Raw genomic sequence first — 13454 nt, 5'->3', positions numbered from 1 at the left:
CGGGTGGCGCGTATGAGTCGCGGTGGCGTCCATAAGGATCGGTCCGAGGGGCCCGAGCGTAAGTGCATCGCCACAGGCGAGGTTCAGCCCAAGTACGGGCTGATCCGCTTCGTGGCAGGGCCGGACGGTCAGGTTTTTCCGGATGTCGCGGCGAAACTGCCGGGACGAGGGGTCTATGTGGCGGCGGATCGTGCCGCTCTGGAAAAGGCCATTGGCAAGAAACTGTTTGCGCGGGGGTTCAAGGCACAAGTGACCGTGCCCACGGACTTGACAGATGAGGTTGAAAAGCAGATCGCACGCCGTGTTGTTGAGCTGCTCAGCCTGGCGCGCAAGTCCGGTGATGCGGTTGCCGGGTACGAAAAGGTCAAGACGTGGCTGGACCGGGAAGAAGCACAGGTGCTGATTCAGGCCGCGGATGGATCGGGGCGCGGTAAGTCCAAGCTGAGTACGCCGCACTTCGGAAAATACATAGGTTGGCTAACCGCAGACGAATTAGGGCAGGCATTTGGGCGCCAAACGGTGATTCATGCTGCGTTGGCCTCTGGCGGACTCGCCAAACGTGTTGTAGAGGAAGCGCAGCGCCTGCGTGGCTTGCGCGAAACGGATGACGGCGGCAGGGGCCGCACGGAAGGGTAAATAGCTTTATGAGCGATAATGACGGCAAAAAGACATTGGGTCTTCGTGGCGGGACACGTCCCGGAAATGTGAAACAGAGTTTCAGCCACGGACGCACCAAGAATGTCGTGGTGGAAACCAAACGCAAACGCGTGGTGGTCCCCAAGCCGGGCGCAGCAAAGCCGGGTGGCGGTACTGCTCCTTCGGGTGATCCGTCGCGTCGTCCCGCGGGAATTTCCGATGCGGAAATGGCCCGCCGGATGAAGGCGCTGCAGGCTGCTAAGGCCCGCGAGGTCGAAGAGGCCGCCGCCCGCGAGGCAGCTGAAAAAGCGCGCGAAGAAGAGCGCGCCCGCCGCCGTGCGGAACTTGAGGCCAAAGAACGCGAACAGCGCGAAGCTGAAGAGCGTGCGCGACAGAAGGCTGAGGATGAAGAGCGCAAGCGCAAAGAGGCGGAAGAAGCCGCCAAGCGCGCTGCTACGGCGCCTGCTCCGGAAGAGCCCAAAGTGGCCCGCAGCCCGGCGAGTAAACCTGCGCCTGCGGCCACACCGCGCAAACAGGATCGCGAACGTGAACAACGTGGTCGTGGCAAGGGTCGCGACGACAACCGCCGTTCGGGGAAGCTGACTCTGGGTCAGGCCACCGGTGGCGAAGGCAACCGGCACCGGTCGATGGCAGCGATGAAGCGCAAGCAGGAGCGTGCGCGTCAGAAAGCCATGGGCGGCACTGTCGAGCGGGAAAAGGTCATCCGTGACGTTCAGTTGCCCGAAGCTATTCTTGTTTCGGAACTGGCCAACCGTATGGCCGAGCGTGTGGCAGATGTGGTCAAATCGCTGATGAACATGGGCATGATGGTCACGCAGAACCAGACCATCGACGCCGACACTGCCGAGCTGATCATCGAAGAATTCGGCCACAAGGTTACCCGTGTCTCTGATTCGGATGTTGAAGACGTCATCAAGGAAGTCGAAGACAGCGAAGCAGATCTGCAGCCACGTCCGCCTGTCATTACCATCATGGGTCACGTTGACCACGGTAAGACTTCGTTGTTGGACGCAATCCGCGACGCGCGGGTTGTGGCGGGTGAAGCCGGTGGTATCACGCAGCATATCGGTGCCTATCAGGTAAAAACCGATGGCGGCACGACGCTGACCTTCCTGGATACGCCAGGTCACGCGGCCTTTACTTCGATGCGCTCACGCGGTGCTCAGGTAACGGATATCGTGGTTCTGGTTGTCGCCGCCGATGATGCGGTGATGCCTCAGACGATCGAAGCGATCAACCACGCTAAGGCGGCCGGAGTGCCGATGATCGTAGCGATCAACAAGGTCGACAAGCCGGATGCAAATCCGGACAAGGTACGCACCGATCTGTTGCAGCATGAAGTCATCGTCGAGAAAATGTCGGGTGAGGTTCAGGACGTCGAAGTGTCCGCCATCACCGGTCAGGGGCTGGACGAGCTGCTGGAAGCCATCGCGCTTCAAGCCGAGATTCTGGAGCTGAAAGCCAACCCCAACCGCGCCGCTCAGGGTGCAGTGATCGAGGCCCAATTGGATGTGGGTCGTGGTCCTGTGGCCACTGTTCTGGTTCAGAACGGCACGCTGCGCCAGGGCGATATCTTTGTCGTGGGCGAGCAATACGGTAAGGTCCGTGCGCTGATCAACGACAAGGGTGACCGCGTCCAGGAAGCGGGCCCGTCAGTTCCGGTTGAGGTTCTGGGTCTGAATGGCACGCCCGAAGCAGGCGACGTTCTGAACGTGACCGAGACCGAAGCTCAGGCCCGAGAGATCGCTGAATACCGCGAGCAGGCTGCCAAGGACAAACGCGCCGCCGCTGGTGCTGCGACCACACTCGAACAGCTGATGCAGAAGGCCAAGGAAGACGAAAACGTCACCGAGCTGCCGATCCTGATGAAGGCAGACGTTCAGGGTTCCGCCGAGGCCATCGTTCAGGCGATGGAGAAGATCGGGAACGACGAGGTTCGCGTGCGTGTACTGCACTCGGGCGTGGGTGCCATCACCGAAACGGATGTCGGTCTGGCCGAAGCTTCGGGCGCTCCGATCTTTGGCTTCAACGTCCGTGCCAACGCCTCTGCCCGGAACACCGCAAACCAGAAGGGTGTCGAGATTCGCTATTACTCGGTGATCTACGATCTGGTCGACGACGTGAAAGCTGCCGCATCCGGCTTGCTGAGCGCTGAGATCCGCGAGAAGTTCATCGGTTATGCCGAGATTCGCGAAGTGTTCAAGGTTACTGGTGTCGGCAAGGTTGCTGGCTGTCTGGTGACCGAAGGCGTTGCGCGTCGCTCCGCAGGCGTCCGCCTGCTGCGCGACAACGTGGTTATTCACGAAGGCACGCTGAAGACGCTGAAGCGCTTCAAGGACGAAGTGGCCGAAGTTCAGTCTGGCCAGGAATGCGGTATGGCGTTCGAGAACTACGACGATATTCGCGAGGGCGATGTGATCGAGATTTTCGAGCGCGAAGAAGTTACCCGCACCTTGGATTGATCCGAAGCGGGATAGAAACAAGAAAACAGCGGCTCAGATTGGGCCGCTGTTTTCTTTTGTAGAATCAGCTATTTCGTGTCGGGTAAGAATGTACCGGAATGCATGATGATATCGAAGTGATGCATTCCCTGTTCCAGGGCAAAGCTGACCGAGTGCCCGGCCTTGCGCAGTCGTTCCGCATAGTCGCGGCTTTGACGAATGAATTCGCTCGTGTCCCGTTCCCCCACTGACACATGATAGCGGGGGCCTGGTGGGGGCAGGTTGCGGATCGGAGACAGATCGTTCACCTCGACCGGGGTCAGGTGCAGCGGGTCATTCACAGACGTCATACTGATGGGTTCCAGATCGTAAACGCCGCTGATCAGAAGCACGTCACGCACGCGCAGCCCGGCGCGGGCCAATGCGCCGGCCGAGGTTGCCATGACCATGCTTGCCAGATGGGCACCGGCACTGTGCCCTGACAAGGTGATCCGTGTCGGATCGAATCCCAATGCCTCGGCCTTTGATGCAAGCCACAGAAGCGCGTCGCGGCATTCGTTGACCATTTGATCCAGCCGCGCATCCGGGGCGAGCGTGTAATTCAAGGTTGCGAAAGATTGTTCAGCTTCGATCAGCGCCGGGGCCATCAAGGCCGATTCGCGTTGGCTGAGGTCCTGCCAATAGCCTCCGTGAATAAAGACATGCAACGCTGCGCCAGCCCCTTGCGTGGGAAAGAAATCCAGCACATGGGTCTGGCTGTCGCCATAAGTCAGGTTTTCTTGAACGGGGAGCTTGGTACGGGCCTGCGCACTGAGCGCTTGATAACTGGCAAGATAGGGGGCCAGGTCACCACCGATCATCGAACTGGGAGAGTACTCCCGCTCCAATTCGGCTTGTGAAAATCCACGATACAGCATGCCTCAGTCCTGTCCGCTGTACATCAGTTCCGTCCGCACATCGTAGAGGTCATGGAAGAACCGCAACCCAAGCGCTTTTCGCAAGAAAGCCACGCCGCTGGAACCTCCGGTACCGGGTTGCATTCCGATCACACGTTCAACTGCGGTGGCGTGGTCAAAGCGCCAGCGTTGAAACAGGCTTTCCACATCCATGAGTTTTTCGGCCAGCGCATACAGATCCCAATACTTGTTCGTGTTGCGGAACACTTCGACCCAGATTCGAACCACTCGCGAATCGCCGGAATATGGTTCGGAGTAGTCCCGCTCGACCAAATCACTTGGAACGTCGAACCCCTGTCGGGCCAGCATGTGCAACACTTCGTCATACAGGGACGGTTTGGTCAGGGCGGCGTTCAGCATCTCCATCACCTCAGGGTCATGCTCGTGCACTTTCAGGGTCGAGGCATCCTTGTTGCCCAGAATGAACTCGATCTGCCTGTACCCATAGCTTTGAAACCCGGAAGAATTGCCGAGGGCCTGCCGAAACGTCATATAGTCGGCCGGCGTCATGGTCAGCAGGGTTTCCCAGGCCGCAATCAATTGCCGTTGAATGGCCTTTATGCGGTCGAGGTTCTTCATGGCGGGTCCGAATTCATCTTCTTGCAGGAACCGGCGGACCTCGACCAGTTGGTGATGCATCAGTTTCAGCCACAGCTCACTAACCTGATGAATGATGATGAACAGCATCTCGTCAGGTTGTGCGGGGTCCTGAAAGGTCTTTTGCAGGTTCAGCAGCGTCTTCAGTTGCAGGAAGTCGCCATAGCTTTTGCGGTGCGTTTCAGCGAAATCAGTGACCAGGGTGTCTTCTACCCCCCGCTGCAACAGACGATCGTCTTTGTCCTCGCCCATCTCATGCCTCCCTTGTGCAGGTTCTGCACCTGTCTAGGGGCTGAGGTTGCAACTTTCCAGCGCGTTAGGTCCAGTCCAGAACAACCTTGCCGGACAGGCCTGATTTCATCGCGGAAAACCCTTTGGCGAATTCATCAACCGCAAAGCGGTGCGTGATCACGCGGGACACATCCAGACCGTTTTGCAGCATGGCGATCATCTTGTACCACGTCTCGAACATCTCACGCCCATAGACGCCCTTGATCGTGATCGCCTTGAAGACGATGCGCGACCAGTCGACCGGAGATTTGCCCGGTGGAATCCCCAGCAGTGCGATTTTTCCACCCATCACCAACGCTTCGACCATCTGGTCAAGGGCGGCTTGCGAGCCGGACATTTCAAGCCCGACATCGAACCCCTCTTTCATCCCAAGCTTGGCTATGACGTCCTGCAAATCCTCGGTGGATACATCGACGGTACGCACCGAAGGAACCACATGTTCCGCCAGTTTCAATCGGTCAGCGTTGATGTCGGTGATGACCACGTTGCGCGCACCCGCGTGACGAGCAACGGCAGCGGCCATGATGCCGATGGGGCCTGCACCCGTGATCAGAACATCCTCGCCCAGCAAATCAAAGCTGAGGGCAGTATGCACCGCGTTGCCCAGCGGATCGAGGATGGCTCCGATCTCATCCGGTATGTCGTCGGGCAAGGGAACCACGTTGAAAGCAGGCAGTTTCAGATACTCGGCAAATGCGCCCTGTTCGTTCACTCCAATGCCCCGAGTGCCCGGATCCAGATGAAACTTTCCCGCGCGGCTCTGGCGGCTGTCGGTGGTGATCAGATGGCCTTCGCCCGAGCACCGCTGGCCGATTTCAAGCCCTGTCACGTTGCGCCCGATCTCTACGATCTCTCCGGCAAACTCATGGCCAGTGATCATCGGAACTGGCACGGTGTGAGAGGCCCATTCGTCCCAGTTCCAGATATGGATGTCGGTGCCGCAGATGCCCGTCTTGTGGATACGGATCAGCACCTCATCCGGGCCGATTTCGGGGATCGGGGCCTGCACCATCCACAGCCCCTCTTCGGGATTGGACTTTTCCAGTGCTTTCATTGTGTTGGGTCGCATGCACTTACTCCCACAAATCGGTCGACAGGTATTTCAAGCCGCTGTCACACGTGACGATTGCGACACAGCCGCCTTCCTCGGGACCGCGAAGCAGTTCAATTGCCGCAGCAAGGTTCGCGCCTGCCGAGTAGCCGGCGAATATCCCCTCGGTCCGGGCCAGAAGCCGGGCACAATCCCGCGCGGCCTTTCCCGAAACAGCAAGGTGTCCGGCCAATTGGGTGTCCTTCAGATGCACCAGATCACCCATGGCGTAACCACCGCCCTGAATGGGGTGATCCGGGATCGAAACTGGTTCACCGGCCAATGCGCGTGCGCCTTCGGGTTCTATGGCATAACACCGTACGCCGTGCCGGTTCAGATACTCTGCCGCGCCAGCCAGTGTTCCACCGGATCCTGCAAAGTCGCAGAATGCCGTGACGGTGCCTTCGGATTGCGCCCATATCTCTGGTCCGGTCCCGGTTTCGTGGGCCTTGGGATTTCCCGAATGACCAAATTGATCCGCACGAAATGCGTCACGTTCAGCTGTGATGCATTTTGCCTTGACATCGACCAGTTCAAGATCGGCGCCCGAGACTTCGCCGGGTTTGCTGCCCGGGGCCTGGGGCACGATGACAACTTCGGCCCCCAGGGCCCGCATCATACGTGCGCGTTCGACCGAGTTTCCGGCGCTCATGACCGCCACGAAAGGATGGCCCAGAATACCGCAAACAATGGCCAGCCCGGTGCCCATATTGCCCGAGGTCAGTTCGACCACCGTTTGCCCCGGTGACAAAGTACCGTCTGCGCGCGCCGTTTGGATGATGGACTTTGCCGCGCGGTCCTTTTTCGAAAATCCCGGCAGCAAGTAGTCAAGCTTGGCGATGATACGCCCGTTCAGCTTTTGCTGGGCACACACGCGCGACAGTTCAACCATGGGGGTGTCGTCGATCACATCAATGACCGATGGAAGGATCATTCGATGACCCCCAGTTCTTTGCCGACCTTGCCAAATGCGGACAGGGCGCGGTCCAGTTCATCCTTGGTCAGAGCCGCATTCATCTGCGTTCTGATCCGCGCTTGCCCGCGTGGGACGACCGGAAAGAAGAAACCCGAAACATAGACGCCTTCGTCGAACAGCCGTGAGGCCATGTCTTGAGCCAGCGTCGCCTCACCCAGCATCACCGGGATGATCGGGTGTTCCCCGGGCAGCAGGTCAAAACCAAGCTTTTCCAAGCCAGCGCGCCAGTACTTGGCGTTGCCGAACAGTTGCGCGCGCAGCATGTCGCCTTCTTCGACCAGACGGATCGCCTCCAATCCGGCAGCGACGATGGAGGGCGGCAGCGAGTTTGAGAACAGATAGGGCCGCGCCCGCTGCCGCAGCAGGTCGATCACTGGCTGCGGCCCGGCGATATAGCCGCCGATTGCCCCCCCCAGTGCCTTGCCCAAGGTTCCCGTCAGAATATCCACATCGACGCCGAAATGATCCGGTGTGCCGGCCCCGTTCGGCCCCATGAAGCCGGTCGCATGGCAATCGTCCACCATGACAATCGCATCGTATTTATCGGCCAGTTCCCGGATTCTCGGCAGGTTGGCCAGATAGCCGTCCATCGAGAACACGCCATCGGTGGCGATCATGATATGCCGCGCCCCGTCCTCACGCGCCTGTTTCAGCCAGGCTTCGAGGTCATTCATGTCGTTGTTCAGATAGCGATAGCGTTTGGCCTTGCACAGCCGCACGCCGTCGATGATCGAGGCGTGGTTCAGGCTGTCCGAAATGATGGCGTCTTCCGGTCCCAGAAGGGGTTCAAACAACCCGCCATTGGCGTCGAAACAGGCGGCAAAAAGGATGGAGTCGTCCTTGTTCAGGAAATTGGCAAGACGTTGTTCCAGTTCGCGGTGAATGTCTTGCGTACCACAGATGAATCGAACCGACGCCATGCCGAACCCTTTGGGCCCCATCGCTTGTGTCGCGGCCTCGATCAGCGCCGGGTGATCCGCCAGACCCAGATAGTTGTTGGCACAGAGGTTGATCACCTGCTTGCCGCCCACAGTGATCTCACCGCCCTGAGGCGAGGTGATCATTCGTTCGCGTTTGTAAAGACCCTCAGATTCGATCTGCGCAAGTGTGTCCGTGATATGGGACAGGAATGCATCTGCCATTGCGACCTCCGTTCATCTGAGTCGCACATCTAACATAGCGGATGAAATTCCCAAATAGGGGAAATTCAATATGAAGGAAAAATATCCGTGAAGGCGGAATTTTGCGGATGTCAGGCGTTCTTTACGATCAGGAATACCCGGGCCGGTCCTATGGCACAGATGGAATGCGCAATGTCGGCGGCATATCGGGCCGTGTCCCCCTGGTTCAACTCGGTCACTGCATTGCCTGAAGTGACTTTGACCGCGCCTTCCAGCACGGTGAGCTGTTCACGGGCACCGCGGGCGTGGGGTTGGCTGTTCAGGGCCCCGTCCTCGTCGAATTCGATATCATAGACTTCATGACCTCCGGCCTCTTCTGGCGGTGACAGGATGCGAATTCGGCAGTTCTGCCCCATATTGTCGATGCTGGGCACTTCGGGGTTTCTGAGCACCTCGATCTGGTCAGTGGCCTTTGTGCCCTCCAAGAGACCGGCGAAATCCACCTGCAACGCTCGCGTCAGGTTCCACAAGGTCGAGATCGTAGGGCTGCTTTCTCCGCGTTCGATCTGACTGACCATGGACCGGGACACGCCGCTGAGATTGGCGACCGCTTCCAGGGAAAGGCCCTTGGCCCGACGCGCCTCTTTCAAGCGGGCGGGCAGGAGGTTCAGGATATCGTCTGTGTCTTCCGTCATGACGGAATCCATGCGTGCTGCGCAATGCAATGTCAATTGCCGCCGTGACGGGACGTCTGGGGCGACAGTACCATTCTGCGCATGCATAATGCAGCGAAATTCAGGAGGAGTAACTCATGAGCGATATTGTTATTCTCGACGGTGCCCGCACCGCAATTGGCACCTTTGGTGGTGCGCTGGCTTCAACCGCGCCGATAGATCTGGCCACTGTCGCGACCGAAGCGGCGCTTGAGCGCTCGGGGGTTGCGGGGGCGCAAATCGGGCATGTGGTGTTCGGTCACGTGATCAATACTGAACCGCGTGACATGTATCTGTCGCGCGTCGCCGCGATGCAGGCGGGCATTCCCAACGGCACACCGGCCATGAACGTGAACCGCCTGTGCGGATCCGGCGCGCAGGCGATTGTGTCAGCCGTGCAGTCACTGATGCTGGGCGATGCTGACTTCGCGGTAGCGGGCGGAGCAGAGAGCATGTCACGAAGCCCCTATATCGTTCCGCAGGCGCGCTGGGGCGCGAAGATGGGCGACGTTACCTCGCTGGACATGATGCTGGGCGCGCTGAACTGCCCCTTTGGCACCGGACATATGGGGGTGACGGCGGAAAACGTGGCGGATGAGCATCAGATCAGCCGCGATCAGATGGATGCGTTCGCCATGGCCAGCCAGACACGAGCGGCTGCGGCGATCGAGGCTGGATACTTCGAAAGTCAGATCACACCGATACAGGTCAAGGTCAAACGGGACATGGTCGACTTTAAAGTCGACGAGCATCCAAAGGCGACGACCGCTGAAGCGCTGGCGGGGCTGCGCCCGGTGTTCAAAAAGGATGGGCGTGTGACGGCCGGCAATGCCTCTGGCATCAATGACGGTGCGGCGGCGATGGTGCTGGCGACAGCGGATGCGGCCGAAAAGGCTGGGTTGAAACCGAAGGCGCGTGTCATTGGGTATGCGCATGCAGGAGTGCGGCCGGAAGTCATGGGCATTGGCCCTGTTCCGGCAGTGCAAAACCTGTTGAAGAAGACGGGCTTGTCAGCAGAAGACTTCGACGTGATTGAAAGCAATGAAGCCTTCGCCGCGCAGGCTCTGGCCGTGAATCAGGAACTTGGATTGGACGCGAACAAGGTGAACCCCAACGGCGGTGCGATTGCGTTGGGTCATCCGGTGGGTGCCACGGGTGCGATCATCACGCTAAAAGCGCTGTATGAGTTGGAACGTACCGGAGGGTCCAAAGGGCTGGTCACGATGTGCATCGGGGGCGGTCAGGGGATTGCCATCGCCATCGAACGGCTTTGATCCGCAAGTGGCCCGGGGGGCTGTCTGCCCCCCATCGCGCAAGGCGTGATTCCCCCCGAGGATATTTTTGGCCAGATGAAGCAGGCGGGTTGGTTTTAGTTGAGCGCGCTGATCAGTAAGACCAGCGCTGCACCTGCCGCGGCTCCGATCGTGGCAGGCAGAACAATGGACCACAGGTTGGGCGTCTGCGGTTCGTCTTTCTGGGTTTGCGCGATCAGTGCGTTTTCGACCAGGGCCGGCAGACGCGGACCGAAGCGGGCCAGAACCATCGCGGTTTTTCCCAAATCCCGCAGGGCCGCCCGGGGGCCGATGGATTGTTTGATGTAGTCTTCGACTACGGGGCGCGCAACTTCCCAGATGTTCATATGAGGATCGAGTGAGCGCGCGACGCCTTCGACGACAACCATGGTGCGTTGAAGCAGAATCAACTCGGTTCGTGTTTCCATCCCGAACCGTTCGGTTACTTCGAACAGATAGCTCAGCAACCGCCCCATGGAAATATGCGTGGCATCCATGCCGAAGATCGGCTCGCCCACGGCCCGCAGAGCGCGGGCGAACTCGTCCACGTCCTGATTGGCGGGAACATAGCCGGCTTCGAAATGCACCTCGGCTACGCGTTTGTAGTCACGGCGGATGAAGCCAAACAGGATTTCGGCATAGACCCGGCGTGTGTATTCATCGATATGACCCATGATGCCGTAATCATAGGCTACGATATCTCCGTTCGCGGCCACCTTCAGGTTGCCCTGGTGCATGTCGGCGTGAAAAAAGCCGTCGCGCAGAGCATGGAGAAGGAACAGGCGCAGGACACGCTCGGCCAGATCATTGCGGTTATGACCTGCGGCATCCAGAGCATCATTGTCACCGAGCGCGACCCCGTCCGCCCAGCTGAGCGTCATGACGCGGCGCGCGGACAGCGACCACACAACGGGCGGCAGCCAGAAGCCGGCGTCGTCCTTGGTGTTGGCGGCATATTCTGACGCAGCGGCGCTTTCCAGGCGCAGGTCCAGTTCGCCGCGTACGACACCGTCGAAATGCTCGATCACTTCCATCGGGCGCAGACGACGCGCGCCAGGCGCGCAGAGTTGCACCATGCGGGCGGCAAAATAGAACGCATCGACATCCTTGCGGAAAGCACGTTCGATACCCGGGCGCAGGACTTTGACCGCGACATCTTCACCCGTGCTGGTCAGCTTGGCCTTGTGAACCTGCGCAATAGATGCTGCAGCAATCGGTTCGCTGAATTCGCTGAACATTTCTGAGATCGGCTGACCCAGTTCTTTCTCGACTTCGGCCATCGCGTCGGCTTTGGAGAAAGGCGGTAGCTTGTCTTGCAGAACGCGCAGTTGCTCGGCCAGTTCATTTCCAACGACGTCAGGGCGGGTCGAAAGCACTTGACCGAATTTTATATAGGCGGGACCAAGCGCCGTCAGGGCGCGCGTGGCGGGCGGCATCCCGGGGTCGCCCTTGTAGCCAAGCCATTGAAAGGGTTTGCCCAATGCGTGGGCCAGGATACGAACGGCGCGCGGGGCTTCGAACGCATCCAGTACCACGTTCATTGCGCCTGTGCGCTCGAGCGTGGCGCCTGTGCGGATCAGGCGGATGATGTTATGGGGACCACGCATGCGTCAGATCTTCCAGCCTGAATGCAGCGCGGCGATACCCATGCTCAGGTTGCGGTATTTGGCGTTTTCAAAGCCTGCTGTGCGAACCATGTTCAGGAACGTCTCCTGATCGGGGAATTTTCGGATCGATTCGACCAGGTACTGATAGCTGTCATAGTCATTGGCGATCAGTTTCCCCATGCGTGGTATGACGTTGAAGCTGTAAAGATCATAGAGCTTTTGCAGCCCGTCATTGGGCAACTGGCTGAATTCCAGAACCATCAGGCGGCCGCCGGGTTTCAGCACACGGTAAGCCTCGTTCAAAGCTTCTTGCGGGCGGGTGACGTTCCGAATGCCGAACGAGATCGTATAAACATCGAATGTACTGTCTTCGAAAGGCAGGGCCATGGCATCGCCTACAACCCAATTCAGGCTGTCCGACATCTGATCTGCTTCGGCACGTTGCCGCCCTTCGATCAGCATCGGCTCGGTCAGATCCAGCACCGTGGCGTGGCCGTGGCCCGCGCGTTTGAGGAACCTGAACGAGATGTCGCCCGTACCGCCGGCCACGTCCAGAAGCCGCTGGCCGGGGCGGGGCGCTAGCCAGTCCATCATCGCGTCCTTCCAGACCCGGTGGATGCCCATCGACATGACATCGTTCATCACGTCATATTTCGAGGCAACCGAGTTGAAAACGCCCTGCACGCGCCCGGCCTTTTCGGCCTCGGGGACGGTTTCGAAACCGAAATGAGTGGTCTTGTCGCTGTTGTCGGACATTTGCCTTGCCGTTTGTCGAATTTCGCCTCTGTTATAGGGCCAAGAGAGGCGGGCACAATGCGGCCCTTTGAATTAGGAGCCCCGTAATGCCCGAATTACCTGAGGTCGAGACAGTAAGACGCGGCCTGAGTCCTGCGATGGAAGGGGTCGTGATTGAACGGGCTGATGTGAAACGCCCCGATCTGCGCTGGCCGTTCCCCGAACGTATGGCCGAACGGTTGACCGGGCAGCGGGTGGAGCGGCTGCGGCGGCGGTCGAAATACATCCTGGCGGATCTTAGCAGCGGTGAGACGTTGCTGATCCACCTAGGTATGTCGGGGCGGATGACGGTGTCGGGCGACCCGTTGGGGCAGTTCGTCCATGACCATCCCGCCGTGCAAAAACATGACCATGTGGTCTTTCATATGGCCAATGGCGCGCGCATCACCTTCAACGATCCGCGCCGGTTTGGCGCGATGGACCTGTTGCAAACCGCCAACGCCGAGGATCACAAGCTGCTATCGGTTCTGGGGCCTGAACCCTTGGGCAACGATTTTCACGACCAACACCTGATCGATACGTTCAAAGGCAAGAACACTCCTGTCAAATCCGCCCTGCTGGATCAGGGAATCGTTGCCGGTCTGGGCAATATCTATGTTTGTGAAGCTCTTTATCGCGGCCGAGTGTCGCCACGTCGAAAAGCCGGACAGATTTCTACATCCCGCGTGGCGGCGCTTGTTCCGATCATCCGGCAGGTGTTGCAGGACGCCATAAAAGCCGGTGGGTCCTCGCTGCGGGATTTCCGCCAAGCCGATGGAGAACTTGGATATTTTCAGCACAAGTTTGATGTCTATGGCCGCGAGGGCGAGGCCTGCCGGACCGAAGGGTGCGGAGCGCTGATCAAGAGAATCACCCAGTCCGGTCGCTCATCCTTCTATTGTGCGCAATGCCAAAGATAGCTTGATCCAAGTTTTTCGC

Annotated in this window: 12 protein-coding genes; 4 read left to right on the top strand and 8 right to left on the bottom strand. The window is 59.1% G+C overall.

All coding sequences use genetic code 11. The annotated features are described in order from the left end of the window. The first annotated feature begins 12 nt into the window (after positions 1-12). Positions 13-636: an RNA-binding protein gene (locus AC2FJB_RS15490; protein ID WP_496675154.1), complete on the top strand. Its 624-nt coding sequence runs from the start codon at positions 13-15 to the stop codon at positions 634-636. A gap of 8 nt (positions 637-644) precedes the next feature. After that, positions 645-3119: a translation initiation factor IF-2 gene (gene infB, locus AC2FJB_RS15485; protein ID WP_117870935.1), complete on the top strand. Its 2475-nt coding sequence runs from the start codon at positions 645-647 to the stop codon at positions 3117-3119. Positions 3120-3187: 68 nt separating this feature from the next. On the opposite strand, the gene AC2FJB_RS15480 is transcribed toward infB, so the two are convergent. The 6 genes from AC2FJB_RS15480 to AC2FJB_RS15455 form a co-directional block, all read right to left on the bottom strand. Further along, positions 3188-4015, bottom strand: a complete 828-nt coding sequence (locus AC2FJB_RS15480; RefSeq protein WP_496719432.1) for an alpha/beta hydrolase — start codon at positions 4013-4015, stop codon at positions 3188-3190. Positions 4016-4018: 3 nt separating this feature from the next. After that, positions 4019-4903 carry a tryptophan 2,3-dioxygenase gene (locus AC2FJB_RS15475; RefSeq protein ID WP_496719431.1) on the bottom strand — a complete coding sequence of 295 codons (885 nt, stop codon included), beginning with the start codon at positions 4901-4903 and terminating at the stop codon, positions 4019-4021. Positions 4904-4967: 64 nt separating this feature from the next. Next, positions 4968-5996, bottom strand: a complete 1029-nt coding sequence (gene tdh, locus AC2FJB_RS15470; protein ID WP_496719489.1) for an L-threonine 3-dehydrogenase — start codon at positions 5994-5996, stop codon at positions 4968-4970. Positions 5997-6015: 19 nt separating this feature from the next. Continuing rightward, entirely contained in the window at positions 6016-6966 is a 951-nt protein-coding gene (locus AC2FJB_RS15465; protein ID WP_496719430.1) for a PLP-dependent cysteine synthase family protein, read from the bottom strand. Then, a complete protein-coding gene (locus tag AC2FJB_RS15460; protein WP_496719429.1) occupies positions 6963-8150 on the bottom strand; it encodes a glycine C-acetyltransferase in 1188 nt (395 codons plus the stop codon). The genes AC2FJB_RS15465 and AC2FJB_RS15460 overlap by 4 nt, the downstream gene beginning before the upstream one ends. A 110-nt stretch (positions 8151-8260) precedes the next feature. After that, positions 8261-8824, bottom strand: a complete 564-nt coding sequence (locus tag AC2FJB_RS15455) for a helix-turn-helix domain-containing protein (RefSeq protein ID WP_117872897.1) — start codon at positions 8822-8824, stop codon at positions 8261-8263. Positions 8825-8940: 116 nt separating this feature from the next. On the opposite strand from AC2FJB_RS15455, the gene AC2FJB_RS15450 reads away from it, so the two are divergent. Beyond that, positions 8941-10116 carry an acetyl-CoA C-acyltransferase family protein gene (locus AC2FJB_RS15450; protein WP_496719428.1) on the top strand — a complete coding sequence of 392 codons (1176 nt, stop codon included), beginning with the start codon at positions 8941-8943 and terminating at the stop codon, positions 10114-10116. Positions 10117-10211: 95 nt separating this feature from the next. Here the strand turns inward: AC2FJB_RS15450 and ubiB are convergent, their stop codons facing one another. Together ubiB and ubiE are read right to left on the bottom strand one after the other, a co-directional pair. Next, positions 10212-11741: a 2-polyprenylphenol 6-hydroxylase gene (gene ubiB, locus AC2FJB_RS15445; protein WP_496719427.1), complete on the bottom strand. Its 1530-nt coding sequence runs from the start codon at positions 11739-11741 to the stop codon at positions 10212-10214. A gap of 3 nt (positions 11742-11744) precedes the next feature. After that, on the bottom strand, positions 11745-12497 hold the full coding sequence (gene ubiE, locus AC2FJB_RS15440) for a bifunctional demethylmenaquinone methyltransferase/2-methoxy-6-polyprenyl-1,4-benzoquinol methylase UbiE (RefSeq protein WP_299637000.1): 753 nt from the start codon (positions 12495-12497) through the stop codon (positions 11745-11747). An 86-nt stretch (positions 12498-12583) separates the two neighbouring features. Between ubiE and mutM the strand changes: the two genes are divergently transcribed. After that, positions 12584-13435: a bifunctional DNA-formamidopyrimidine glycosylase/DNA-(apurinic or apyrimidinic site) lyase gene (mutM, locus tag AC2FJB_RS15435; protein WP_496719426.1), complete on the top strand. Its 852-nt coding sequence runs from the start codon at positions 12584-12586 to the stop codon at positions 13433-13435. Positions 13436-13454 lie beyond the last annotated feature (19 nt).

The sequence above is a fragment of the Ruegeria sp. CDSC085 genome (assembly GCF_059610465.1).
This window is presented reverse-complemented; position numbering and strand designations above follow the sequence as displayed.